The sequence below is a fragment of the Microbacterium album genome (assembly GCF_014643695.1).
Lineage (GTDB): Bacteria > Actinomycetota > Actinomycetes > Actinomycetales > Microbacteriaceae > Microbacterium > Microbacterium album.
The window spans coordinates 24,382-49,546 of the sequence record NZ_BMJY01000019.1 but is presented as its reverse complement, the minus strand read 5'-3'; the positions used below and the strand labels follow the sequence as shown (position 1 = coordinate 49,546).

At 73.1% G+C, this 25,165-nt stretch carries 25 protein-coding genes; 11 read left to right on the top strand and 14 right to left on the bottom strand.

Annotated elements, in window-relative coordinates:
* Positions 1–71: 71 nt before the first annotated feature.
* Together IEX37_RS14455 and IEX37_RS14450 are read right to left on the bottom strand one after the other, a co-directional pair.
* Positions 72–734 carry a DedA family protein gene (locus IEX37_RS14455; protein ID WP_188757059.1) on the bottom strand — a complete coding sequence of 221 codons (663 nt, stop codon included), beginning with the start codon at positions 732–734 and terminating at the stop codon, positions 72–74.
* On the bottom strand, positions 731–1,723 hold the full coding sequence (locus IEX37_RS14450; RefSeq protein WP_188757057.1) for a DUF368 domain-containing protein: 993 nt from the start codon (positions 1,721–1,723) through the stop codon (positions 731–733). The genes IEX37_RS14455 and IEX37_RS14450 overlap by 4 nt, the downstream gene beginning before the upstream one ends.
* A 135-nt stretch (positions 1,724–1,858) precedes the next feature.
* Between IEX37_RS14450 and aspS the strand changes: the two genes are divergently transcribed.
* Together aspS and IEX37_RS14440 are read left to right on the top strand one after the other, a co-directional pair.
* Positions 1,859–3,634, top strand: coding sequence for an aspartate--tRNA ligase (gene aspS / locus IEX37_RS14445; protein WP_188757055.1), 1,776 nt, complete (start codon positions 1,859–1,861; stop codon positions 3,632–3,634).
* Positions 3,635–3,780: 146 nt separating this feature from the next.
* A complete protein-coding gene (locus tag IEX37_RS14440; protein WP_188757053.1) occupies positions 3,781–4,965 on the top strand; it encodes a mechanosensitive ion channel family protein in 1,185 nt (394 codons plus the stop codon).
* 6 nt (positions 4,966–4,971) lie between these two features.
* On the opposite strand, the gene IEX37_RS14435 is transcribed toward IEX37_RS14440, so the two are convergent.
* The 6 genes from IEX37_RS14435 to IEX37_RS14410 form a co-directional block, all read right to left on the bottom strand.
* Positions 4,972–5,271 carry a Dabb family protein gene (locus tag IEX37_RS14435; protein ID WP_188757051.1) on the bottom strand — a complete coding sequence of 100 codons (300 nt, stop codon included), beginning with the start codon at positions 5,269–5,271 and terminating at the stop codon, positions 4,972–4,974.
* Positions 5,272–5,302: 31 nt separating this feature from the next.
* A complete protein-coding gene (locus tag IEX37_RS14430) occupies positions 5,303–5,575 on the bottom strand; it encodes a glutaredoxin family protein (protein WP_188757049.1) in 273 nt (90 codons plus the stop codon).
* Entirely contained in the window at positions 5,572–5,865 is a 294-nt protein-coding gene (locus IEX37_RS14425; RefSeq protein WP_188757048.1) for a rhodanese-like domain-containing protein, read from the bottom strand. Before IEX37_RS14425 ends, IEX37_RS14430 begins: the two co-directional genes overlap by 4 nt.
* A gap of 138 nt (positions 5,866–6,003) precedes the next feature.
* Positions 6,004–6,102: a 30S ribosomal protein bS22 gene (locus tag IEX37_RS14420; protein WP_003792170.1), complete on the bottom strand. Its 99-nt coding sequence runs from the start codon at positions 6,100–6,102 to the stop codon at positions 6,004–6,006.
* 142 nt (positions 6,103–6,244) lie between these two features.
* Positions 6,245–6,445 carry a helix-turn-helix domain-containing protein gene (locus IEX37_RS14415; protein WP_268236546.1) on the bottom strand — a complete coding sequence of 67 codons (201 nt, stop codon included), beginning with the start codon at positions 6,443–6,445 and terminating at the stop codon, positions 6,245–6,247.
* 173 nt (positions 6,446–6,618) lie between these two features.
* Positions 6,619–7,035 (bottom strand): ArsR/SmtB family transcription factor, encoded by a 417-nt coding sequence (locus IEX37_RS14410; RefSeq protein ID WP_188757044.1) that lies wholly within the window; start codon positions 7,033–7,035, stop codon positions 6,619–6,621.
* 137 nt (positions 7,036–7,172) lie between these two features.
* Here IEX37_RS14410 and IEX37_RS14405 point away from each other — a divergent pair, with 137 nt between their 5' ends.
* Positions 7,173–8,612, top strand: coding sequence for a TrkH family potassium uptake protein (locus IEX37_RS14405; RefSeq protein WP_188757042.1), 1,440 nt, complete (start codon positions 7,173–7,175; stop codon positions 8,610–8,612).
* Entirely contained in the window at positions 8,605–9,276 is a 672-nt protein-coding gene (locus tag IEX37_RS14400; RefSeq protein ID WP_188757041.1) for a potassium channel family protein, read from the top strand. The genes IEX37_RS14405 and IEX37_RS14400 overlap by 8 nt, the downstream gene beginning before the upstream one ends.
* A gap of 820 nt (positions 9,277–10,096) precedes the next feature.
* On the opposite strand, the gene proC is transcribed toward IEX37_RS14400, so the two are convergent.
* Positions 10,097–10,957 (bottom strand): pyrroline-5-carboxylate reductase, encoded by an 861-nt coding sequence (gene proC / locus IEX37_RS14395; protein ID WP_188757039.1) that lies wholly within the window; start codon positions 10,955–10,957, stop codon positions 10,097–10,099.
* A gap of 81 nt (positions 10,958–11,038) precedes the next feature.
* On the opposite strand from proC, the gene IEX37_RS14390 reads away from it, so the two are divergent.
* From IEX37_RS14390 to IEX37_RS14380, 3 genes are read left to right on the top strand one after another with little or no spacing between them, the layout of a single operon-like run.
* Complete coding sequence (locus IEX37_RS14390) at positions 11,039–12,004, top strand: cation diffusion facilitator family transporter (protein WP_188757037.1); 966 nt, start codon at positions 11,039–11,041, stop codon at positions 12,002–12,004.
* Between the two features lie 29 nt (positions 12,005–12,033).
* On the top strand, positions 12,034–12,960 hold the full coding sequence (locus IEX37_RS14385; RefSeq protein ID WP_188757035.1) for an LLM class F420-dependent oxidoreductase: 927 nt from the start codon (positions 12,034–12,036) through the stop codon (positions 12,958–12,960).
* 20 nt (positions 12,961–12,980) lie between these two features.
* Positions 12,981–13,274 (top strand): DUF503 domain-containing protein, encoded by a 294-nt coding sequence (locus tag IEX37_RS14380; protein ID WP_188757033.1) that lies wholly within the window; start codon positions 12,981–12,983, stop codon positions 13,272–13,274.
* Between the two features lie 18 nt (positions 13,275–13,292).
* Here IEX37_RS14380 and IEX37_RS14375 read toward each other — a convergent pair whose 3' ends face one another.
* Complete coding sequence (locus tag IEX37_RS14375; RefSeq protein WP_188757030.1) at positions 13,293–14,282, bottom strand: epimerase; 990 nt, start codon at positions 14,280–14,282, stop codon at positions 13,293–13,295.
* A complete protein-coding gene (locus tag IEX37_RS14370; protein WP_373286270.1) occupies positions 14,279–14,740 on the bottom strand; it encodes a nucleoside deaminase in 462 nt (153 codons plus the stop codon). Before IEX37_RS14370 ends, IEX37_RS14375 begins: the two co-directional genes overlap by 4 nt.
* A 95-nt stretch (positions 14,741–14,835) precedes the next feature.
* On the opposite strand from IEX37_RS14370, the gene upp reads away from it, so the two are divergent.
* A complete protein-coding gene (gene upp, locus IEX37_RS14365) occupies positions 14,836–15,468 on the top strand; it encodes a uracil phosphoribosyltransferase (RefSeq protein ID WP_188757028.1) in 633 nt (210 codons plus the stop codon).
* Here upp and IEX37_RS14360 read toward each other — a convergent pair.
* The 3 genes from IEX37_RS14360 to IEX37_RS14350 are packed head-to-tail and all read right to left on the bottom strand — an operon-like array spanning position 15,453 to position 21,034.
* Complete coding sequence (locus IEX37_RS14360; protein WP_188757026.1) at positions 15,453–19,025, bottom strand: TM0106 family RecB-like putative nuclease; 3,573 nt, start codon at positions 19,023–19,025, stop codon at positions 15,453–15,455. The two genes, upp and IEX37_RS14360, sit on opposite strands and share 16 nt — an antisense overlap.
* Positions 19,026–19,034: 9 nt before the next feature.
* Positions 19,035–19,412, bottom strand: coding sequence for a hypothetical protein (locus IEX37_RS14355; RefSeq protein WP_188757024.1), 378 nt, complete (start codon positions 19,410–19,412; stop codon positions 19,035–19,037).
* Entirely contained in the window at positions 19,409–21,034 is a 1,626-nt protein-coding gene (locus tag IEX37_RS14350) for a PspC domain-containing protein (protein ID WP_188757022.1), read from the bottom strand. The genes IEX37_RS14355 and IEX37_RS14350 overlap by 4 nt, the downstream gene beginning before the upstream one ends.
* Positions 21,035–21,137: 103 nt before the next feature.
* Between IEX37_RS14350 and IEX37_RS14345 the strand changes: the two genes are divergently transcribed.
* The 3 genes from IEX37_RS14345 (at position 21,138) to IEX37_RS14335 (ending at position 25,163) form a co-directional block, all read left to right on the top strand.
* Complete coding sequence (locus tag IEX37_RS14345) at positions 21,138–22,355, top strand: ATP-binding protein (protein ID WP_188757021.1); 1,218 nt, start codon at positions 21,138–21,140, stop codon at positions 22,353–22,355.
* On the top strand, positions 22,348–23,025 hold the full coding sequence (locus tag IEX37_RS14340; protein WP_188757019.1) for a LuxR C-terminal-related transcriptional regulator: 678 nt from the start codon (positions 22,348–22,350) through the stop codon (positions 23,023–23,025). Before IEX37_RS14345 ends, IEX37_RS14340 begins: the two co-directional genes overlap by 8 nt.
* 62 nt (positions 23,026–23,087) lie before the next feature.
* A complete protein-coding gene (locus tag IEX37_RS14335) occupies positions 23,088–25,163 on the top strand; it encodes an NAD(+) synthase (protein ID WP_229663296.1) in 2,076 nt (691 codons plus the stop codon).
* The last annotated feature ends 2 nt before the right edge of the window (positions 25,164–25,165 follow it).

Genomic DNA, 25,165 nt, shown 5'->3' with positions numbered 1-25,165 from the left:
CACAACCGGAGGCCCTCACCCCAGCACAAGCTCAGCCCCGTGTCGGGAAACAACGTCCCTGGACATCACAGCTAGTCAACGGAGCCGTTACGCCGGGTGCGGAGGTGGGCGCGGATCCGGATGAAGAGGAACACCGCGACGGCGGCCGCGACCGCCACGAGGACGACGTTCTGGAACGTGTCCATGTACGGCGCGACGATGTGCCAGGACTCGCCGAGGTACCAGCCGACGAGCACGAAGGCGGTGTTCCAGATGAGGCTGCCGAGCGTCGTCAGCAGCGCGAAGCGCCACAGCGGCATCCGGACGACGCCGGCGGGGATCGAGATGAGGCTGCGGAAGATCGGGATGAAGCGTCCGAAGAACACCGCCTTGCCGCCGTGCCGGTCGAACCACGCGACCGTGCGATCCACGTCCTGCACCTTCACCAGCGGCATCCGGTCGGCGATGCGACGCAGCCGCTCGAGCCCGAACCACGCGCCGATCCCGTACAGGAGCAGAGCGCCGGTCAGCGACCCCACGGTGGTCCAGAGGATCGCCTCCCACAGCGCGAACGAGCCGCGCTGGGCCGCCAGGCCGGCCATCGGCAGGATCGCCTCGCTCGGCAGCGGCGGGAAGACGTTCTCCGCGGCGATGGCGATGCCGGCGCCGTAGGGGCCGATCACGTCCATGAGCGCGACGACCGCGTCGACGAGGGAGGACAGCCACCCGCCGCCCGACGCGGCCGCGGTGCTCATGACTCCGCCGAGGCGGAGACCGGCGGGCGCGCCGTTGAGCGCTGGAGCCGCGACTCCACGACCAGCAGCACGGCGACGATCGCGGCGCCCAGGAGCGCGAGCAGGACCGGGCCCGCGAGCGGGTCGCCAGGCGGCAGCAGCACGCCCACGCCGTCGGTCTCGCCCGAGCTCGACGTCTGCCACGGCCACAGGGCGCGCAGCGATCCCAGCATGAGCCCGGCCATGGCGATCAGTGTGATGCGCCGGTGGCGGGTCAGCAGCCAGCGCACGACCTTCACGATCGACACGAGCCCGACCGCCGCGCCGAGCGCGAACACGGCGATGTAGCCGAGGTCGCGCGCGTGGACTGCCTGCAGCGTCGGCGAGTAGAGGCCGATCGCCAGGAGGAAGAAGGAACCGGAGACGCCGGGCACGACCAGCGCGCAGATGGCGACCATCGCCGCCAGGAACACCGCCCACAGCGGCGGATCGGCGACCAGGCCGCCGTCCGCGAACCCGATCAGCAGGAACGCGACCGCGGCCGCGGCCAGGAACAGCACGACCTCCCCGACGACGCGCGCGGGCGCGCGCGAGGACAGCCGCGGCAGCAGCTGCAGGGGCACGATGATGCTGACGGCGACGAGACCGAAGAACAGGCCGCGGGCGTTCTCCGGGTTCGCCGCGACGAGGCCCTCGACCAGCCCCGCGATCGTCAGCACGGCCGCGGCCATGCCGAGCACGACGGGACCGACGAGCCACCAGTCGGTGCGCCGGATCTCCGTGCGGAAGCCCGCGATGCGATCGGGGCCGAAGATCAGCCGCTTGAACGCCGACACCACGTGGGACGCGGCCTCGATGAGCTGCTCGTACACGCCCGTGATGAGCGCGACCGTGCCGCCCGAGACGCCCGGGATCAGCTCGGCGAGGCCGATGAGCGCGCCGCGGACGGCGTTGAGCGCCACCCGCACGGGGCGGAAGCGGTGAGGGGACTCCACGAGGCCGGTCGTCATGCAGAAGACGTTACCCACGCACCGCCGCCCGCGCCTGGGAGCACGCCCGTGGCGGACGATCCGCCGCCCGTAGACTGTACGGGTTCCCTGCCCCCGACCGGGGCCTCCCCGTCTCCCCTCCAGGAGGGTCCACAAGTGCTTCGCACCCACACCGCCGGCTCGCTGCGCGCCGAGCACATCGGCCAGACCGTCACCCTCACGGGCTGGGTCGACCGCCGTCGCGACCACGGCGGCGTGGCGTTCATCGACCTCCGCGACGCCTCCGGGATCGCCCAGGTCGTGATCCGGGACGAGGAGATCGCGCATCCGCTGCGCAACGAGTTCGTGCTGAAGGTGACGGGCGAGGTGTCGCGCCGCCCCGACGGCAACGAGAACCCGAACCTCCCCACGGGCGAGATCGAGGTCATCGCCGCCGAGGTCGAGGTGCTCAACGAGTCCACCGCGCTGCCGTTCCAGGTCTCCACGGCCATCGCCGACACGGAGACGGTGGGCGAGGACGTGCGCTTCACGTACCGCTATCTCGACCTGCGCCGCCCGGGTCCGGCCGCCGCGCTGCGGCTGCGCTCGAAGGCGAACGCCGCGGCCCGCGAGGTCCTCGCCGGTCACGACTTCGTCGAGATCGAGACCCCGACGCTCACGCGCTCGACGCCCGAGGGCGCGCGCGACTTCCTCGTGCCGGCCCGCCTGAACCCGGGCACCTGGTACGCGCTCCCCCAGTCGCCGCAGCTGTTCAAGCAGCTGCTCATGGTCGCGGGCATGGAGCGCTACTACCAGCTCGCCCGCAGCTACCGCGACGAGGACTTCCGCGCCGACCGCCAGCCGGAGTTCACGCAGCTCGACATCGAGATGAGCTTCGTCGACCAGGAGGACGTCATCGCCCTCGGCGAGGAGATCGTCAAGGCCCTCTGGCGCCTCATCGATGTCGAGGTCCCGACCCCGATCGAGCGGATCACGTTCGCCGACGCCATGCGCCTGTACGGGTCGGACAAGCCCGACCTGCGCTTCGGCAACGCGATCGTCGAGCTGGGCGAGTACTTCGCGAACACGACGTTCCGCGTCTTCCAGCAGGAGTACGTCGGCTCGGTCGTCATGCCGGGCGGCGCCTCGCTCCCCCGCCGCCAGTTCGACGCGTGGCAGGACTGGGCCAAGTCGCGCGGCGCCAAGGGCCTCGCGTACGTCACGTTCGGCGAGGACGGGACGCTCGGCGGCCCCGTCGCCAAGAACCTCACCGACGCGGAGCGCGACGGTCTCGCCGAGGTCACCGGCGCGAAGCCGGGCGACGCCGTGTTCTTCGCGGCCGGCAAGACGAGCGAGGCGCGCGCGCTGCTCGGCGCGGCGCGCGTGGAGATCGCCAAGCGCACGGGCCAGATCGACGAGAACGCATGGTCGTTCGTGTGGGTCGTCGACGCCCCGCTGTTCAAGCCCACGGGCGAGGACGACGACGTCGACCTCGGCAACTCCGCCTGGACGGCCGTGCACCACGCGTTCACCTCGCCCAAGCCCGAGTGGGTCGACCGGTTCGAGGAAGACCCCGGCAACGCCCTCGCCTACGCCTACGACATCGTGTGCAACGGCAACGAGATCGGCGGCGGCTCGATCCGCATCCACCGTCGCGACGTGCAGGAGCGCGTCTTCGACGTCATGGGGATCGGACCGGAGGAGGCGCAGGAGAAGTTCGGCTTCCTGCTCGACGCGTTCGCGTTCGGCGCCCCGCCGCACGGCGGCATCGCGTTCGGCTGGGACCGCGTGGTGTCGCTGCTGGCGGGCGCCCCCTCCATCCGCGAGGTCATCGCGTTCCCGAAGACCGGCAACGGCTTCGATCCGCTGACGTCGGCGCCCGCGCCCATCACGCCCGAGCAGCGCGCTGAGGCCGGCGTGGACTTCGTCCCGGAGGACGCCGAGCGCGCCTGACCTGCGCCGCGGCGTGACCCTTCCAGAGGGCGGCTGACCCGCACCGGCGAGCGCCGGATACCGCGCCGCGGGGGCGCGTCGCAAGGTGCTTGCGGCGCACCCCCGCCGCGTCGGTACCGTGGCTGTCCCACCGCAGAGGGAGGCCCATGCTCGATCCGTGGCTCGAGTTCGCGCTCGTCTTCGCCGCGTGGATCCTCGGCGCCGTCCTGGTGACGGCGCTCATCGCCCTGGCGATCCGGCTCGCGGCGCGGCGCAGGGAGTGGCCTCACCTGCTCATGCGCCGGGCGCGCGTGCCCTTCCGCCTGCTGCTGATCCTCATCGCGGTGTGGATCGCGTTCGTCCTCGAGTTCCCCGCGGCGGAGGCGGCGGGGCTCGTGAACCAGATCATGACGATCGCCGTGATCCTCCTGTCGGCGTGGCTGCTCGCCGCGCTCGTGATGTTCGCGACGGATCTCGCGCTCGGGTACTACCCGATCGATGTGCCGGACAACCGGATCGCCCGGCGGATCCGCACCCAGACCCTCATCCTGAGACGGCTCGGGATCGCCGTCGTGGTCGTCATCGCGATCGGCGCCGTGCTGCTGACGTTCCCGGCCGTGCGCGTGGTCGGCACCAGCCTGCTGGCCTCGGCCGGCATCCTGTCGGTGATCGCGGGCCTGGCCGCGCAGTCGGTGCTCGCGAACATGTTCGCCGGGATCCAGCTCGTCTTCAGCGACGCGCTCCGCGTCGACGACGTAATCGTGGTCGAAGGCGAGTGGGGCCGCGTGGGCGAGATCACCCTGAGCTACGTCGTGCTGGACCTGTGGGACGACCGCCGCCTCGTGCTGCCGTGCACGTACTTCACGACCAACCCGTTCCAGAACTGGACGCGGCGCGGATCCGAGCTGCTGGGATCCGTGGAGCTCGACGTCGACTGGCGGGTCTCGACGCAGCGGATGCGCGAGCACCTGGACGCGGTCCTGGCCGACACGCCGCTGTGGGACGGCCGCGCATCGGTGCTGCAGGTCACGGAGGCGACGGGAGGGCTCGTGCGCGTGCGGATCCTGGTCACGGCCCGGGACGCGCCCACGCTGTTCGACCTGCGCTGCGTCGTGCGGGAGGCGATGGTCGCGTGGGTGCAGGAGCAGAACCCGGCGGCGCTGCCCGTGCAGCGCGTGATGCTGACGGAGCCCGCCGAGGGCGAGCCCTCTCCCGCCGCGCCGGGCGAGCATGTCGCGCCGACCGGCGCGGGATGGTTCAGCGGCAGCGAGGAGGCCGAGGAGCGCGCGAGCCTGTTCACGCAGTCGACGCCGATCGTCGACCGCGGCGACGACGCGCCCCGGCGCGGGTGAGCGGCGTCAGACCTCGAAGTCGATGGCCGCGCGGCCGCTGCGGATCGTCCCGATGTATGCCGCGACCTTCTCGTGCTCCGGGTGCACCTGATAGGCCTCGAGAGCCGCGAGGTCGTCGAAGTCGGCGACGAGCATGAAGTCCATGTTCGCGCCCTCGTAGGCGCCGTTGCGGGTCACCTCCATCGACCGCAGGCCCGGCACGACCCCGACGAGGGCCTCGAGCTCGGTCTTGGCGCGCGCGACCTGCGCGTCCTTCTCGGCGGGATCGCTCGAGGCGAGCTGGAACATCACGATGTGGCGGATCATGCGGGTCTCCGGTCGTTCGGGCGGGCGGCGGTCAGGCCGTGGGGGCGACGGCGTCGAGGAGGGCGGCGCGCAGGCGGTCGGGCGAGACGCGCCAGTGGCCGTGCAACCGGTCGTCGATCAGCACGACGGGGATCTTCTCCCACCACTGCTCGTGCAGGGCGGGATCGTCCTGGATGGAGACCTCGCGCACCTCGATCCGGTCGGCGACGGCATCCGGCAGCTCGGCGACGACCCGGTCGACGACCTCGCGCGCGACGTCGCAGAGGTGGCAGTCGGGCTTGCCGATGAGCGTGAGAGCGGTCACCGCTCGATCTCGTAGCCGGCCTCGCGCCAGGCGCTCGTGCCGCCGGCGACGTTCGTGACCTCGTAGCCGCGCTGGCTGAGGGCCTCGACCACGCGCCCGGATCGTCCGCCGACCTCGCAGATCACGTCGAACGGCTCGTCCGGCAGGTCGCCGATCCGCTCGCCGATCTCCGACAACGGGATGTTGACCGCGCCCGGCACGTGCCCGGCCTCGAACTCGTGCGGCTCGCGCACGTCGACGAGGGGCACGCCGTCTCGCGCCCGCAGCTCCTGCACGCTGATCTCGTTCATGCTCTCAGTATCCCCCGCGAGGCATCCCCCACGGGCATCCGGGAGCGCCGCGGGGATGGGTCCCGGCCGCGCGCCCGCGCGGGCGCGGGAACCAGAAACGCCGGACCCGTGCGGGACCGGCGTTCGTGGGGCAGCCGCTTACTTCTTGTTGCGGCGCTGGTGGCGAGTCTTGCGAAGCAGCTTGCGGTGCTTCTTCTTCGCCATGCGCTTGCGGCGCTTCTTGATGACAGAACCCACGGAAACCTCACAATGTCAGGGGCTGGAGACCTCGCGCGACGCGGCACGGGAATCCGGGAACGGGCACAGCGGAAAGCCGGCCTTCGGGACATTCTACCGTATGCGACCCGGCGCATCCGGCGCGGGACGACTCCGGCGTTCGTCAGCCGGCGTCGGCGACGGGCGGCTCCTCCGACACCGGGCGCTGCAGCACGGCGGTGACGGCGGACTCCGGGACGCGGTAGCTGCGCCCGAACCGCACGGCAGGGAGGTCGCCCGAGTGCACGAGCCGGTACACGGTCATCTTCGACACCCGCATGATGTCTGCGACTTCCGCCACGGTCAGAAACCGCACATCCGGCATCTCGGCCACGGGCCTCCCCCTCTTCTACTGTCGTTCACCTTAGGGCCATTCCGGGTCCGATGTAAACCTGAGTGACCCTTGTCAACCCCTGTGACGACGCCGCGGGGACGCCTCGCATCGCGCCCGGGCGGTGGCGAGCCGGGGCGCCGAGGCGAACGCGGCGGAGAGGTGGCCTAGGCGCCGAGCCGCTTGAGCGCCGACTGCACGACGTTCTTGGCCGACGCGGCCGCGCGGCCGACCGCCTCCGCGGCGCGCGCGGCGGGCTCCGGAAGCTGCACCGGCTCGAGCTGCGCGGCGACGTCCTCGAAGTCGCCCTCCTCCACGAAGAAGGGCACGAGCCAGTCGTCCACCTGCTCGAGCGGCTCGGGCGACAGGCTGTAGAACCGGTGCTGCCCTTCCTCGCGCACCGAGACGAGCTCCGCCTCGCGCAGCACCTTGAGGTGCTTCGAGACCGTCGGCTGGCTCACTCCGAGCGCGGCGACGATCTGCGAGACACTCGTGCCGGTGTCGGTCTCCGACGAACGCCTCAGCAGCAGCTGCAGGATCTCGCGCCTCGTGCCGTCCGCGATCACGTCGAAGATGTCCGCCATGGTGCATAGGCTAGCCGCGACCCCGCCGGAGTACCATGTCACCGGCCCGGGTCTCTGACCGGGCGGGCGCGGATCCATCCTCGGCGGGCGCGTCGCATGACCTCGGCGGTACGCTGCCGAGCACGAAAGGGGAATCGATGGCGCCGTCCGCAGGCTCCGTGCCGCGCGCGGCATGGAATCGCACGTGGCGGGCGATCGGCGGATTCTTCCGCGACTTCGCCATCTCGTCGCCGGCGCGCTTCGCGATCCTGGTGTTCGTCAGCCTCATCCTGATCTTCACGGCGCTGCTGTCGCTGCCGATCGCGTCGGCGGACGGGCGCGGCACGCGCCTCGCCGACGCGCTGTTCACGGCGGTCTCGACCGTGTGCGTGACGGGGCTCGTCACGGTCGACATGGCGACGCACTGGTCGGCGTTCGGCAAGGCCGTCATCTTCGTCGGCGTCAACATCGGCGGGATGGGGGCGCTGACGCTCGCGTCCATGCTGGGCCTGATCGTCTCGAAGCGGCTGGGGCTGCGCGCCAAGCTCCTCGCGGCCGGCGACACCAACCCCCTGCGCTCGCACGGCGGCCCCGTGAGCGAGAGCCAGACCGTGCGGCTGGGCGAGGTCGGCCAGCTGCTGCGCACCGTCGCGCTGTCCACGATCATCATCGAGGCCGCGGTCGCGGTGCTGCTGTACGTGCCCATCATGCGCGCCGGGTACAGCTGGCTGGACGCGCTGTGGATCGCGCCCGAGTACGCCGCCATGTCGTTCACGAACACGGGCTTCACGCTCAACGAGGGCGGGCTCGAGCCGTTCCAGTACGACTACTTCTTCATGACGGTCATCATGGCGAGCGTCTTCCTCGGCAGCATCGGCTTCCCCGTCATCTACGCGCTCTCGAAGCAGCTGCTCGTACCCCGCCGCTGGGCGCTGCACGTCAAGCTCACGCTCGTCACCACGGTGATCCTGTTCGTGGTCGGCGCCGGCGCGTTCCTGGCGCTCGAGTACGAGAACCCCGGCACGTTCGGCACCCGCGACGCGTGGGACACGACGTTCCAGGCCTTCTTCCTGTCGGCCATGACCCGCTCGGGCGGCTTCTCGGTGATCGACATCGGCGAGCTGAACGGATCGTCCATGGTCGTCGGCTCGATGCTGATGTTCGTGGGCGGCGGATCGGCGTCCACAGCGGGCGGGATCAAGGTCACGACGCTCGCGGTGCTCGCCCTCGCCGTCTGGTCGGAGGCGAAGGGCCGCACGAGCGTGGAGGCGTTCGGCCGCCGCATCCCGAGCGACGTCCAGCGCGTCGCGGTCGCGGTTCTCGCCTGGGGCGCGACGATCTGCGCGCTGGCGACCATCACGATCGCGCAGATCACGAAGGCGCCGATCGCCGAGGTGCTGTTCGACGTGATCTCGGGCTTCGGCACCGTGGGCCTGTCGACGGGGCTCACGGAGCGGCTGCCCGACCCGGCCGTGTACGTGCTCGCGGTCACGATCGTCATGGGCCGGGTTGGTACAGTGACACTCGCCGCCGCGGTCGCGGCGACGTCCCGCTCGCAGCACTACTCGCTGCCCGTCGAAAGGCCGATCGTTGGTTGAGCAGATCCGCAGCGACGCACCGGTGCTCGTCATCGGGCTGGGACGCTTCGGAGCCGCCTGTGCCGGCGAGCTCGACCGCCTCGACCGGGACGTGCTCGCGATCGACGAGGACCTCGGGCTCGTGCAGAAGTGGTCCGAGCGCGTCACCCACACGGTGCAGGCCGACGCGCGCAACATGGAGGCGCTCAAGCAGATCGGCGCGCAGGACTTCCAGGTCGCGGTCGTCGCCGTGGGCTCCAGCATCGAGGCGTCCGTGCTCATCACCGCGAACCTCGTGGATCTCAAGGTGCCGCAGATCTGGGCGAAGGCCGTCTCGCAGTCGCACGGCAAGATCCTCGCCCGCGTGGGCGCCAACCACGTGATCTACCCGGAGCGCGAGGCCGGCGAGCGCGTCGCGCATCTGGTGAGCGGACGCATGCTCGACTTCATCCGCTTCGACGACGACTTCGTGCTCGCGAAGATGTACCCGCCGCGCTTCGTGCGCGGCGTGGGCCTGAACGAGTCGGGCGTGCGCACCAAGTACAACGTCACCGTGGTGGGCGTGAAAAGCCCCGGCAAGCCGTTCCGTTACGCGGAGGCCAACACGGTCGTCACCAACCACGACCTCATCATCGTCTCGGGCTCCAACCAGGACGTCGAGCGCTTCGCCGCCCTCGACCGCTGACCCCGCGCGCGGCCCCGGGTCCGACGTCCCCTCCGGGTTGGACGTCCCCCGGGGCGGGATGTCCCACTTCCTGCCGGAAAGCGACCCCTATTGCGGCACGAACTGGGACATCCGGAGCAGCAAAGCGGCGGGAAGTGGGACACCCGGAGCAACAGAGCGACGCCGCTCCCGCGCCGTCCGGACCGTCCGCAGCCTGACCTCCGACCCAGGTTCGGATGTCCCACTTCGTGCCGGAATCCGACCCCTATTCCGGCGAGAAGTGGGACATGCGGAGCAGCAAAGCGGCGGGAAGTGGGACATGCGGAGCACCAAAGCGACAGGAAGTGGGACATCCGGAGCAGCAGAGCGACGCCGGAGCCGACCCCGGCGAGCCACCACCGAGTTGGGATGTCCCACTTGGCGCCGGAATCCGACCCCTATTGCGGCAGGAAGTGGGACATGCGGAGCAGCAGAGCGACAGGAAGTGGGACATCGGGGCAGCTGGCCCCACCGCAGCCTGACCCCGTCCGGACGCACGCCGCCCGCAGCCACGCACCCCGCCCGCCCGGTTGGATGTCCCACTTGACGCCGGAATCCGCCTCCTATTGCGGCAGGAAGTGGGACATCCGGAGCACCAAAGCGGCGGGAAGTGGGACATCGGGGCAGCAAGCGACGCCGGAGCCAAACCGGGCCCGGCACCCGGTCCCCGGTTTGATGTCCCACTTGATGCCGGAATCCGCCTCCTATTGCGGCAGGAAGTGGGACATGCGGAGCACCAAAGCGGCGGGAAGTGGGACATCCGGCGGTTGCCCGGGCGGACGCCCCCGGGCGGACGTGCGGGTCAGGCGGGGTCGGGGGAGGCTGCGCTCTCGGCGGCGAGCTCGCGCGCGCGGGCGAGGGCCGCGGAGGTCGCGTCGCGGAAGATCCCCTGGAGGCCGGCCGCCTGCAGCACCGCGATGGCGCGCTCGGTCGTGCCCTTGGGGCTGGTGACGCGGCGGCGCAGCTCCGCCGGGTCTTCCCCCATGGCCTCCAGCAGGGCGGCGGCGCCGATGAACGTGCCCTCGGTCATCCGGCGCGCGTCGGCCTCGTCGAAGCCCTGGTCCATGGCGGCCCGGGTGAGCTCCTCGATCAGCAGGTAGACATACGCCGGGCCCGATCCGGAGATCGTCGAGAGGGCGTCGATCCTCTCCTCCGGCACCTCGATCACGGTGCCGACCGTCTCGAACAGGCGGCGCGCGATGCCGAGCTCCTCCGGTCCGGCGGCGGGGCCCGCCGCGAGCCCCGTGACGCCCTTGCCCACGTGCGAGGGCGTGTTGGGCATCGAGCGCAGCACCGCGACGCGGTCGCCCAGGATCGACGAGAACGTGTCGATCGTCACACCCGCGGCGAGGCTGATCACGATCGCGTCCTCGCGCACGTGCGGCGCGATCTCGCGCAGCAGCGCGGGCACCATGCCGGGCTTGACGCCCACGAGCAGCACGCGCGCCTCGGCAGCCGCGCGCGCGTTGCCGTCCGGCTCGCGCTCGAGCGCCACGCTACGCACGCCGTCCAGCCCGTCGAGCTCGGCCGCGCGGGCGGCCGTGCGGTTCGTCGCGACGATGCCGCCGTCGACGGGGATCCCGGCCGCGACCACGCCGCGCAGGATGGCGCCGCCCATCGAACCGGCACCCAGGAACGCGAGCGAGGGAAGGGATTCAGGCATACGCCCATCCTAGGATCCGGGTCCCCGGCACCGTCCCGCACCTGCCTTCGACGCGTCGGAGGCTGGGCCTAAACTCGTGCCATGAGCGCACACGGCGGCGGCAAGGCGATCCTGGCGGCATTCCTCGCCAACCTCGGCATCGCGATCGCGAAGTTCATCGGCTGGCTCATCTCGGGCTCGGCATCGATGCTCGCCGAGGCGGTCCACTCGGTCGCGGACGCCGGCAACCAGGTGCTCCTGATGCTGGGCGGCCGCAAGGCCCGTCGCGCCGCGGACCGCGAGCACCCGTTCGGGCACGGGCGCGAGCGCTACGTGTACGCGTTCGTCGTGGCGATCATCCTGTTCTCGGTCGGCGGCGTGTTCTCGATCTACGAGGGCGTCGACAAGATCCGCCATCCGCACGAGCTCGAGAACGTCTGGCTGCCGATCGTGATCCTGGTGGTCGCGATCGTGCTGGAGCTGTTCTCGCTGCGCACCGCCGTGCGCGAGAGCAACCTCGTGCGGACGAAGGGCCAGTCGTGGACGTCGTTCGTGCGGCACGCGAAGGCACCCGAGCTGCCGGTCGTGCTGCTCGAGGACATCGCCGCCCTCACAGGCCTCGTGTTCGCGCTGTTCGGCGTCTCGCTCACCGCCATCACGGGCAACTCGTTCTTCGACGCGCTCGGCACCCTCATGATCGGCACGCTGCTGATCCTCGTCGCGATCGTACTGGGCATCGAGACGAAGAGCCTGCTCGTGGGCGAGGGCGCGTCCGAGAGCGACTTCGACAAGATCGTCGCGGCGATCGAGAAGGGCCCGGAGGTCGAGAAGCTCATCCACATCAAGACCCTCTACGTCGGCCCGGAGGAGCTGCTCGTGGCCGCGAAGATCGGACTTCCCCAGGACAAGCTCGTCGCGGACGCCTCCTCCGACATCAACAGCGTCGAGGCGCGCATCCGGGCGGCCGTGCCCGCCGCGCGGATCATCTACCTGGAACCGGATGTCTACCGCCCCGCGCATCGCGCGCAGCCGGAGACGGATGCGATCATCCTGAAATCGGCCGACTGAACGGCGCCTCCGGCTGACAGACTGGGCGCATGGAGTACTGCGTCTTCACCGAGCCCCAGCAGGGAGCCACCTACGACACTCAGCGGGTGTTCGCGCAGAGCGCCGAGCGCCTCGGATTCGACGGGTTCTTCCGCTCGGACCACTACCTCGTCATGGGCGGGCGCGACGGCCTGCCCGGGCCGACCGACGCGTGGACGACCCTCGCGGGTCTGGCCCGCGAGACCGAGCGGCTGCGGCTCGGCACGCTCGTCTCCTCCGCCACGTACCGGCTGCCCGGGCTGCTCGCGATCCAGGTCGCCCAGGTGGACGAGATGTCGGGCGGACGCATCGAGCTCGGCCTCGGCACGGGCTGGTACGAGGCCGAGCACCGTGCGTACGGGATCCCGTTCCCCGAGCGCCGCTTCGACCTGCTGGAGGAGCAGCTCGCGATCGTGACCGGCCTGTGGTCGACGCCGCTCGGGCAGACGTTCTCCTTCCACGGCCGGCACTACGACCTGACCGACTCGCCCGCCCTGCCCAAGCCGACGCAGGAGCGCATCCCGCTGATCGTCGGCGGTCGCGGCCCGCGCCGCACCCCCGCGCTGGCGGCGCAGTACGCGACCGAGTTCAACATCGGCTTCCAGCCCGAAGAGGTGATCGCCGACCGGTTCGCGGGCGTGCTCGCGGCGGCGGAGCGCATCGAGCGCGACCCCGCCACGCTCAAGCTCTCGGTGGCGCTGCCGACGCTCGCCGGCCCGACGGACGCCGAGCTCGCGCGTCGCGCGGCCGCGATCGGCCAGGACCTGGCGACCTTCCGGGGCGACACCAACATCTGCGGCTCGGCCACGGAGATCGTCGACAAGGTCGGACGCCTGGCCGAGCTGGGTGCCGAGCGGGTGTACTTCCAGCTCATGGACATGACGGACCTGGATCAGCTCGCCTACCTCGGCGAGGAGGTCCTCCCGCAGCTGCGGTGACGGCCGGGCGGAACGATGCCATGTGGATCGGCTGGATCGAGTTCGACCTGCTGCTGGGCGACGTGCACTCCCTCAAGGAGAAGCGCTCGGTGATCCGCCCGATCCTCGCGGACCTGAGCCGCCGGACCGAGGCCGCCGCCGCGGAGGTCGGCGCGCACGATCTGCACCGCCGCGCGTCGCTGGGCGTCTCGACCGTGGGCGCCGACGCGGCGCACGTGCGCGACGTGCTCGACCGCGCCGAGCGCCTCGTCGCCGAGCGCCCCGAGATCACGCTGCTGTCAACCCGCCGCGGCCTCGCCGCGAGCGACGACTGACCGCGCCGGCGCGGCGTCTCAGCGGGAGCGGCGGGCGACGTCGCGGAGGGCGGGAGCCAGGTCGGGCCAGCGGAAGCGGTAGCCGGCTGCCGTGAGGCGCTCGGGCACCACCCAGCGGCTCTTGAGCACGAGCTCCGGCTCCGTGCGCAGCACCCACATCGCCGGCTCCAGCATGAAGCGCCACGCGGGAAGCCCGAAGGGCATGCCGACCGTCCTGCGCAGCGCCGCCATCAGCCGCCGGTTGTCCTCCGGGTGGGGAGCGGCGAGGTTGACCGGCCCGGCGATGTCGTCGCGGTCGATGAGGAAGCGGATCGCCCCGAGCGCGTCGTCGAGGTGGATCCAGCTGAACCGTTGCCTGCCGCGCGTCCTGTGGCGGGGCGCGCGGCCGTCACCCGAGGGATCGGGGCCGATGCCGCGGTGGCGGCGGTGCGGGAACCAGGGGCCGTCGATGTGCGGCCCGCCGAGCCCGAGACGCGCGAGCCGGAACAGCATGCTCGTCGCCGGGCCGTCGCCCAGCACGATCGCCATCCGCAGCGCCACGCGCCGCGTGCCCGGCAGGTCGCCGGCGAACAGCTCGCGCTCCCAGGTGCGCGCGACGTCGACCGAGAAGCCCGTGCCGAGCTCGCCCGCGCTCTCGGTCTGGGGGCGGTCCATGGCGTGCCGGTAGATCGTCGCGGTGCTGGCGTTGAGCCACACGCGCGGCGGCGCGGCGGCGGCCGCGATGGCCTCGCGCAGCGCCCGGGTGGTCTCGACGCGCGAGCGCAGGATCTCGTTCCGGTTGGCGTCGGTGTAGCGGCAGTCGACGGACTTGCCGGCCAGGTTGATCAGCACTTCGGCGCCGTCGACCGCCGAGGCGATCGCGGCGGCGTCGCCCCACGTGGCGTCGTTCTCGGCGGCGCGCCCGATCGTGCGGATCCGGTATCCGTCCGCCGCGAGCTCGGCCCGCACCGCGGTGCCCACGAACCCGCTGGCGCCCGCGACCACCGCGATCGGCGCGCCGCGGGTCATCGGCGCTCCTCGAAGAAGGAGCGCAGCAGCGCCCGCGACTCGTCCTCCGCGACGCCGCCGACGACCTCGGCGCGGTACGGCAGCCGACGGTCGCGCACGACGTCGTACAGCGATCCGGCGGCGCCCGCCTTGTCGTCCCACGCTCCGAAGACGAGCCGCCCGATGCGCGCCTGCAGGAGCGCGCCGGCGCACATCAGGCACGGCTCGAGCGTGACGACGAGCGTGCAGTCCTCGAGGTTCCAGCGCCCGCGCGCCCGCGCAGCGGCGCGCATCGCGACGATCTCCGCGTGCGCGGACGGGTCCGCGTCGGTCTCGCGACGGTTGCGGCCCTCCCCCACGGCGGCGCCCGCGCCGTCGAGCACGACGGCGCCGACCGGCACCTCGCCCGCGCGCGCCGCCTCCGCCGCGAGCGCGAGCGCGCGCCGCATGGCGTCGACGTCGCGCTGATCCGGGGTCACGGCTCCGAGCCTACGGGCCGCGCCCGACGCGTCCGCGCACGCGGGGCCGCGCCGCGCTCAGCGGCCCTGCGGGCGCCAGCGGCTACCCTGTCGTCATGCGCTTGCACGTCGCCGACCACCCGCTCATCACCCACAAGCTCACGGTGCTCCGCGACAAGCGCACCTCCTCGCCCGTGTTCCGGCAGCTGACGGAGGAGCTCGTGACGCTGCTGGCCTACGAGGCCACGCGCAACGTGCGGGTGGCGCCGTGCGAGATCGACACGCCCGTGACCCGCACGACGGGCGTGAAGATCAGCGACCCGCGCCCGCTCGTCGTGCCCATCCTGCGCGCGGGCCTGGGCATGCTCGAGGGCATGGTGAAGCTGGTGCCGACCGCGGAGGTCGGGTTTCTCGGCATGGTCCGCAACGAGGAGACGCTCGAGCCGGCCACCTACGCCGAGCGTCTCCCGGACGACCTGAGCGACCGGCAGTGCTTCGTGCTGGATCCGATGCTCGCCACGGGCGGTTCGCTCGGCGCGGCGATCGACTTCCTGTTCTCGCGCGGGGCGCAGGACGTCACGGCGGTGTGCCTGCTCGGGGCGCCGGAGGGCGTCGCGGCCATCGAGCGGCAGGTCGACGGCCGGGATGTCACGCTCGTGCTCGGCGCCCTGGACGAGCGCCTGAACGAGAAGGGCTACATCGTGCCCGGCCTGGGCGACGCCGGCGACCGCCTCTACGGCACCGTCTGAAGCACGGCCTCCCCCGCCCCCACGAGCCGCGCGAACGCGCTCATGCGCGCCACGCCCTCGGGCGTGCGCGGCAGGTCGTCGAGCAGCGCCGGGGAGTGGACGAGGTAGGCGGCGACCATCGCGCGGGAGACCGCGACGTTGAGGCGGTTCTCCAGCAGCAGGAAGTCGCTGCCGCGCGGGGCGTCCCTTCCGCTGGAGGCGGCGAGCGTCACGATCGACACGGCGGCCTCCTGGCCCTGGAACCGGTCGACCGTGCCGACGCGCACGTCGGGGCAGCCGGCCGCGCCGAGCGCCTGCTCGACGCGCTGCTGCTGGGCGTTGTACGGCGTCACGACGATCACGTCGGCCTGCGTGAGCGGGCGGTCCGGGCAGCGCGTCGCCGTGCCGTCCTCGTGCATCACGATGTCGGTGAAGGCGCGCCCGAGGACGTCCCGCACGATCCGCACGACCTCGGCGGCCTCCTCGGGCGAGTCGGTCGCGTTGCCGTGGTGGCGCACCGGCACGACGTGGACGCCCGGATCGATCCCCGCGATGGCGCGGTGGCCGGCGGGCTCGTACGCGGCGAGCCGCCCCGCGTACGACAGGTCGGACACGGCGCGGGCGACGCGCGGGTGCATGCGGCGCGAGCGGGCGAGGAAGTAGCCGTGCGTGGCGGGGATGACCTGCTCGCCGTCCATGACCCACCCGAGGGCCGACGTGTCGACCGGCTCGGGGTGCGTGCCCTGGCTGACCTGCGGCAGCTGCTGCGGGTCGCCGAGCAGGAGCAGGCGCGGCGCCGCGAGCGAGACGGCGATGGTCGAGGCGAGCGAGAACTGGCCGGCCTCGTCGATGACGAGCAGGTCGAGGCTACCGCGGGGCACGCGCGCCTCGTGTGAGAAGTCCCACGCGGTGCCCCCGATGACGTGCCCGTCGGGGTGCTCCGCCCGGAAGGCGGCGACGCCGTTCTTGGGGATGACCGTGAAGGCCGGCTCGGCACCGCTCGCGCCCGACTTGAGCGCCTTGCCGACGCGGCGCGGCTCGACGCCGGCCGCGACGATCCGCTCGAGCATGTGCTCGACCACGGCGTGGGACTGGGCGACCACGCCGATCGTGAAGCCGTGCTCGCGCACCAGCCGTGCGACGACGTGCGACCCGACGTACGTCTTGCCGGTGCCGGGCGGCCCCTGCACGGCCAGGTAGCTGCGGTCGAGGTCGCGCACGGCGGCGACGATCGCGCCGACGTCGTCGCCGACGGACGGGGGCAGCGCTCCCGAGAGCGTGCGGGGCGCGCGGCGGCGCAGGATGTCGCTGGCGGGGTCGAGCGGGAAGCCCGGTGCGGCGTCCAGCACCGCCTCGGCCCACGCGTCGATGGCGCGCTGCTGGTTGCCCGCGCGCGGCGGCGCGGAGGGCGTGACGGCGAGGGGCAGCGCGTCCCACTCCTGCCCGCCGACGGAGGTCTCCTCGACGACGACCCCGTCCTCGAGCTCGGCGACGACCCGCACGCTGCGGGGCACGTGGATCCACCGCGACGACGTCTCGCTGTCGAACGGGGCGGGGCGGGCGTACAGCACGAAGGGGTCCGCGCCCTCCTTGAGCCGGGTACCGGGCGCGAGGTCGCCGCGCAGCTCGACGATGCGCCGGACGGCCCGGCTGCCCTCGGGCACGTGCCATCCGCTCAGCACCCGGCTGCGCGAGGCGTCCACCGCGATCACGTCGCGCGTGTCGCTCCACAGGGACAGTGGTTCGCGCAGCCGCTGGAAGTGCGCGTGCCAGAAGCTCTTTGCCTCGCGGGGGTAGTAGTCGATCGCGGCGGCGGCGAGGCGCAGCGCGGCCCGGTCGGGATCGGCCGGATCGAGTGTCTCGGCATCGGCGGGACCCGCCGCGGACGCGCGCGCCGACAGCGCGACCGCGAGCGGGGACGGCTCGTACGCCAGGCCCTCCTGGTCGTCGGGCGGTGCGGGCAGCACGCGGGCCTCGCGCGCGCGGTCGACGAGCCAGTCCCGCAGGCGCCGGGTGGAGACGCAGTCGTACCGGTTGTAGTCGGCGAGGTCGTCGAGGATGAGGCGCGCGGCGGCCTCGTCCCCGGCATCGAGCAGCTCACGCGCCTCGACGTAGCGCAGGATCGAGTCGCCGCCCTGCTGCACGTCCTGCGTGCGCACCTCCTCCCCCATGTAGAGCGGCTCGAGCTTCTTGATCGAGTAGGAGCGCGAGCCCACGCGCAGGGCACGGCGCACGACCGGGTACAGGTCGACGAACAGCTCGTCGCGCAGCATGCGGTCGACGTCGGCCTCGCGCACCCCGTGGCGCGCGGCCATCGCCGCCAGGTGCGTGGGCTCGTACGGCGCGTAGTGGTAGATGTGCATGCCGGGGTGCGCGGCGCGGCGCGCGGCGACGAAGTCGCAGAAGCGCTCCAGCGCCGCGCGCTCCTCGGCGAACGTGTGCGCCCACAGCGCGGTGTACTGCTCCTTCAGGTCCACCCAGCCGAACAGGTAGTCGATGCCCCAGCGGTCCCGCGCGCCGGTCGCGCCGGGCTCGCTGTAGAGCGGGTCGCCCTCGAAGTCGAAGAAGATGTCGCCGAGGTCGGGGCGCGGCAGGGTGGCGAGCGCCTCCGGCTGCACGACCTCGTACAGCGGGGCGTCGCGCGGGTCGGGCTCGCGCGCGGGGTCGGGCACGCCCGCCGGACTGGCGACCTGCAGCCGCGCCTGCGTGCGCAGCCCCTCGAACGTGTCGGGGTTCATCGCGGGCGGCGGCGCCGCGGCGGCGGCGAGCTCGTCGATCGTGCGGATGCCGGCCGCGCGCAGCCGCTCGCGCTGCACGGGCCGGATGCCGGCCACGAGCAGCACGTCGCGCGCGGCGACCGCCTCCTGCTCGCACGTCGCGCACCGGCCGCACGCCACGACGCCGAGCTCGCCGCGCGGATCGCTCCATGCGATCGGCTCGCCCGCCGCGCCCAGCTCGAGACGGCGGTCCGCGACGAGCGCCCGCAGGCGCGCCCGTCGCACCCGGAACAGCGGCAGCAGGTCGGACACGGCGTGGGTGCTCGTCGTGCCGTCGCCCAGCAGCAGGTCCACCTCGTCCGACCGCGGCACGCCCAACCGGTCGAGCTGATCGGCGTAGGCGGCGAGCTGCATGAGCGCGGTCACCTTGGCCCGGCGCGCGAGCTTGGAGTCCTGCACGCGCCAGCGCCCGTCGGGATCGCGCACCAGGAAGTCCGCGAAGCCCACGAACTCGTCCGTCGCGAACGCCGCCTGGAACACCGCGCGCGCCCCCGGATCCGTCAGCGCGGCGAGCGTCGCGTCCACCGCCGCGGTCATCCCGGCCGCGTCGCCCGAGCGCGTCGCGGCGATCTCCACGAGACCGGGGCCGAACTCGGCGCGGTACGCGGCGAGCACGCGCAGCTCGTGTGCGTCGCCCAGCCGCGCGGCGCGCTCGAGCATCTCGTCCTCGGGCTCCTCCACCGCCGCGATCCGCCCGAGCTTGGCGTCGAGCGCCCGCAGCCACGCGAACTCGCACTCGGCGGCAACCTTGAGGTCGCTCGCGCTCCAGACGACGCGCTGCTCGGACTCGATGTATCGCACGCCTTGAGGCTAGCCGCGACCCCCGACATCGTATGATCTCGGCCGGGCGCGGCCCGTGAGCCCGACGAGTCCGACGACGACGAGGACCGCCCCGAGCAGGACGAGCGCGCCCACGCCCACGGTGACCTCGTCGGCGGCGAGCAGTGCCTCCGTGATCGCCGCGATCCCGGCCGCAAACCGGTCCGGATCGATCGTCCACCACCATCCGGCCAGCGAGAGGACGAGCACCGCGGCGCCCCCGGCCACGGCTCCCCACCGGACGCGCGGGCCGTCGGATGCTCCGCCCCGCGGCGTCTCCGTGGGCGCGGCGGTCGGTTCCAGGGGCGGCGCCGCGCCGCCGTCCTCCGTCTGCGGATCCCGGCCGGCCTCGCGCGTCGCGTCGTTCATCGCATCCCCTCGATCCTCTGGATCACCACGGCGCCCGCGCGCTGCTCGAGCCGCACCGTCCGCTCAGCGGCGGGCTCGGCGCCGCCGCTCTGCCGCCAGTGGTACGCGCCGTCGGCCCCACGACGGACGCCCTCCCACGTCTCGTTGCCGAAGGCGTCGTATCGGACGACGCTCACGTCCGCGTCGGTGGTCTCGACGCGCACGTCGGCGGCGACGTCCTCGCCGACCGTGATGTACGTGGTCCCTCCGCCCTTGCGGAGGTGGAGAATGCCCCGGCCGCCGCCGTCGGCGAAGAGCGCCACCTCGAGGTCGCCGGCGATGTGCGTCAGGCGCTGACTGCCGGGGCCCGGCACCGTGCCGTACGACCCCCAGCTCACGTCGGATCTGACCGCCGCGCCCGTCACGGACACCGCCGCGATCAGCAGAACGCCGATCAGCGCGGCGAGGAATCCGCTGCGCCGCCGCGCGAGGCCGGCGCCGACCATCGCCAGCGACAGCACGGCGGCGGCGGCGCACAGGGCGGCGATCACGATCTCGCCGCGGCCCCCGGCCTGCCATCCCACGGCGACCGTGGCGCCCGCCGCGATCAGCGCGGCGCCGACCGCCATGGCGCCGTACGCGACCGAGATCCGCGGGCGCTCGGCGCGTCGCTCGGCCCGCACGCGCGCGGCCTCCTGGGCGAACGCGGCCCGCTCGGCGTGGCGGCGGGCGCGTTCCTCCTCGCGCGCGAGCCGCTCGGCGTCGGCCTGGCGGCGCCGCCACTCGTCGTGCTGCGCGCGCCAGGCGGCGTGCTGCTCCTTCCACGCGGCGAGGTCGCCCGTCTCCGTGAGCGGCGCGGGCGGCTGCGGCGGCGGCTCGCCGAACGCGCCCGGCGGCGGGGCCAGCGGCGTCGTGGCGTGCGGCGTCGTGGCGTCGAGGGGGCCAGCCGGCGCGGAGGAAGGGGGCGGGGAGGCGCTCTGTGCCCCGACGGCGAGCGCCGCCCCGCCGACGACGGCGGTGCCCGACACCCCGCCGTCATCCCCCCGAGGGGGGAGCTGGATGCCCGCGCGGCGCTCCCGCACGAGCCAGATGACGACCGTGGCGATCCCGCCCACCACGGCGAGCCAGAACAGCGCCTCGAACAGGTTCGACAGGAACCTGCCGGGCGCCGCGGCCCACGCGAACGTCCCGAGGACGGAGTGTCCCGCGACGGTGACGAGCAGCGCGACCGCCAGGGTCGCGAGGATGCCCACCCACGCCGGGTCCGCGCCCGAGCGCAGGCGCACGGGGATCCGGCCGCGCTCGTCGGGCAGAAGCGCCCAGCCCAGCGCGTAGAGCCACAGCGCCGGAAAGCCGAGCACCGCCGCGACGACGAACACGCCGCGGATGATCAGCGGGTCCACGCCCGCGCGGTCGGCGATCCCGGCGCACACCCCGCCCAGCCAGCCGTGATGTCGCACGACTCCGAGCGAGCGCACCCACAGGAAGAAGGATCCCTCGCGGCGGGCGGACGCGCCGGGGCCGGCGGGCGCGCCGGCGGCCGGACCGGCGGGCGCGCCGTCCTCGGCGCGGGGCGGGGTCTCGCCCGGGCGGGCGTCCGCCGCCGCGGCGTCGGAGGGGAGCGGCATCGTCTGATCGGTCACTCTTCGATCTTGGGCCGGGGATCGCGCCGCGGCCATGAGGGACCTCCCTGATCCGTCCCTGAAACCCCCTCCCGGTGTCGGTGGCGGGTGGTTGGATGCTGACATGACCGCGTTCCCGGCCCCCGCCGCTCCCCTCGTGCGACCCCGCGCGATGGTCGTCTCCGGCGTCGCGCGCGGCGTGGCCGATCATCTGGGCTGGCGGCCGGACGCCGCTCGTGCGCTGTTCGTCGCGAGCTCGGCGGTGTTCGGCGCCGGCGCGCTGCTGTACGTGTGGCTCTGGGCGTTCACGCCGCTCGAGCGCGGCGCCGCGCGGGTGACGCGCCGCGTGCCGGTGGCGTGGGGGCTCCTGGCCGCCGCGGCCGTGTCGTACCTGGCCGCCGTCGGCCGCGATCACGGCAACACGACCGTGGGCGGCCTGCCGCCGGCGTCGCTCCTGCCGGTGTACCTCGCGATCGCGCTGGCCGTGGCTGCGGGCCTGTGGTCGGCCCTGGCGGATCGGGCCGATCCCGAGCGCGGGCCGCGCCAGGACGTGATCGCGCGCTCGGCCGCGACGGTCGTGCTGCTCGCGACGGTCCCGATGCTGCTCGATGCCGCCGCGGGCAGCTCCGGCGAGCTCACGCTCGTGCTGCTCGCCACCGTGCTGCTGGCCGTCCTCGGCGTCGCGGTCGTCTGGTCGTCGGTCCTGGTCGCGCGTCTGCGGGAGCTGCAGGCGGCGCGCGTCAAGAGCATCCGCGACGAGCACCGCGCCGAGATGGCCGCGCACCTGCACGACTCGGTGCTGCAGACGCTCGCCCTCATCCAGAACCGCGCGGGCGCGTCGAGCGAGGCCGGCCGGCTGGCCCGCGCGCAGGAGCGCGAGCTGCGGGCGTGGCTGTACGACGGCGACACGCCCGCCGACAGCGACCTCGCGACCGACCTGCGCGACTACGGCTCGGCGCTGGAGCTGGACTACGAGTGCGTGTTCACGGTGGTCTCCGCCGGCACGTCGACCGAGCGCGCCAGCGGCGAGGTGGCCGCGGCGGCCCGCGAGGCGATGCTCAACGCTGCCCGCCACGCGGGCGGGGACGTCTCGGTCTACATCGAGGGGTCGCACGCCGCGCACGCGGCGGGCGGCGCCGTCGACGTCTACGTGCGCGACCGCGGCCCGGGCTTCGACCCGCAGGCGGTGCCGCCCGACCGTCTGGGGGTGCGGGAGTCGATCGTGGGGCGGATGCGCCGGATCGGCGGGGCCGCGACGGTGGGCGTCGGCCCGGGCGGGGTGGGCACGCAGGTGCACATCCGCTACCCCGCGGCCCCGGCGCAGGGAGGCGCACGTGGCTGAGCCGCTGTCGGTCGTGATCGTCGACGACCACTCCATCTTCCGCTCCGGGCTGCGGCACGACCTCGACCGCCGGATCGAGGTCGTGGGCGAGGCCGCCGACGTGCTGGAGGCGGTCGCGGTGATCTCGGAGCGCCGGCCCGACGTGGTGCTGCTCGACGTGCACCTGCCGTTCTCGCGCGACGTCCGCGCGGACGGGGAGGCGACGGGCGGTGAGGAGGTGCTGCGGCGGGCGGCGCCGCTGTCGCCGGGCACGCGCTTCCTGGCGCTGAGCGTGTCGGACGCCGCCGAGGACGTCGTGCGGGTGATCCGCGCCGGGGCGCGCGGCTACATCACGAAGGGCGCCTCCGGCGGCGAGGTGTCGCAGGCCGTGCACGCGGTCGCGGACGGCGACGCGGTGTTCTCCCCGCGCCTGGCCGGGTTCGTCATCGACGCGTTCGGCGCGGCGGCGGGTGAGACCGCGGCCTCGGACGACGAGCTGGATCGCCTGTCCGCGCGCGAGCAGGAGGTCATGCGCCTGATCGCCCGCGGCTACGCGTACAAGGAGGTCGCGGCCGACCTGTTCATCTCGGTCAAGACCGTCGAGTCCCACGTGTCGGCCGTGCTGCGCAAGCTCCAGCTCTCCTCGCGCCACGAGCTCACGGCGTGGGCGTCGGCCCGCCGCCTGCTCTGACTGGCGCACGCGCCTAGCGCAAGCCCCGGATGATCGGCGGGGGTGCGTGCCAGACTGGACGGGTGAGCGACCTCGACTTCGTCAGCGCCTACCGGCACGGATTCGCGCGCGTCGCCGCGTGCACCGTCCCGCTGGCCATCGCCGATCCGGCCGCCAACGCGCAGGCCGTGCTCGAATCCGCCCGCGCGTGCCACGACGAGGCCGTGGCCGTGGCCGTGTTCCCCGAGCTGTGCCTGTCGGGCTACGCGATCGACGACCTGGTGATGCAGGATCCGCTGCTCGACGCGGTGCAGGACGCGATCGCCCGCATCGCCGCCGCGTCGGCCGGCCTCATGCCCGTGCTCGTCGTCGGCGCGCCGCTCGCGCACCGCAACCGCCTCTACAACTGCGCCGTCGTCATCCACCGGGGCGCCGTGCTCGGCGTCGCGCCGAAGTCCTACCTGCCCACGTACCGCGAGTTCTACGAGCGCCGCTGGTACGCCGCGGGCGACGACGAGCGCGGCACGATCTCGGTCGCGGGGTTCGAGGTGCCGTTCGGGCCCGACCTGCTGTTCGACGCGGTCGACGTGCAGGGCCTGACGCTCCACGTCGAGGTGTGCGAGGACGTCTGGGTGCCGGTGCCGCCGTCGTCGGCCGCCGCGCTCGCGGGCGCCACGGTGCTGGCCAACCTGTCCAGCAGCCCGATCACGGTCGCGCGCGCCGAGGACCGCAAAGACCTGTGCAAGTCCCAGTCGCTGCGCTGCCTCGCCGCCTACGTGTATGCCGCCGCGGGCATGGGCGAGTCGACCAACGACCTGTCATGGGACGGCCAGACCATGGTCTACGAGGGCGGCAACCTGCTCGCCGAGACCGAGCGCTTCCCGGACGGGCCGCGCCGCTCGGTCGCCGACGTCGATCTCGACCGGCTGCGCCAGGACCGGATCCGCCAGGGCACGTTCGACGACAACCGCCGCACGGTCCTGGGCGGGGCGGACGAGAGCCCGCGGTTCCGCACGATCCCGTTCCGGCTCGACCCGCCGCGGGGCGACGTGGGCCTGCGCCGCCACCTCGACCGCTTCCCGTTCGTGCCGGACGACCCCGCCCGCCTCGCGCAGGACTGCTACGAGGCGTTCAACATCCAGGTGTCGGGCCTCATGCAGCGGATGCGCGCGATCGGCGACCCGAAGCCCGTGATCGGGCTGAGCGGTGGCCTCGACTCCACGCACGCGCTGCTCGTCGTGGCGCGCGCGATGGACCGCATGGGGCGCCCGCGCAGCGACATCCTCGCGTACACGATGCCCGGCTTCGCGACCAGCGATCACACCAGGTCGAACGCGATCCGCCTCGCCGAGACCGTGGGCGCCTCGATCGAGACGATCGACATCCGCGCGGCCGCGACCGAGATGCTGCGGCAGATGGGCCACCCGGCCGGATCGGGCGAGGCCGTGTACGACGTCACGTTCGAAAACGTGCAGGCCGGCCTGCGCACCGACTACCTGTTCCGCCTCGCCAATCACCACGGCGGCATCGTGATCGGCACGTCCGACCTCTCCGAGCTGTCGCTCGGATGGGCCACGTACGGCGTGGGCGACCACATGAGCCATTACGCCGTCAACTCGGGCGTGCCGAAGACGCTCATCCAGCACCTCATCCGCTGGGTCATCGCGCACGGATCCGAGCACGGCGTCTCCCCCGAGCAGGCCACGGTGCTGCGCTCGGTGCTCGACACCGAGATCAGCCCCGAGCTCGTGCCCGCGGGCCAGGACGGCGAGGTCCAGTCGACCGAGAGCACGATCGGCCCGTACGCGCTGCACGACTTCTCGCTGCACCACATCCTGCGCTTCGGGTACCGCCCGTCGAAGATCGCCTTCCTCGCGATGCACGCCTGGTCGGATCCGGAGGCCGGCACGTGGCCGCCCGGGTTCCCGGACGAGGATCGCTACGGCTACGACCTCGCGACGATCGTGAAGTGGGAGCAGGTGTTCCTGAAGCGGTTCTTCGGGTTCGCGCAGTTCAAGCGCTCGGCGATCCCCAACGGGCCCAAGGTCGCCCCGTCGGGCTCGCTGTCGCCGCGCGGCGACTGGCGCGCCCCCTCCGACGGCAACGCCCGCGCGTGGCTCGCGGAGCTGAAGGCCGCGCTGCCCGACCTCGTCGACTGACG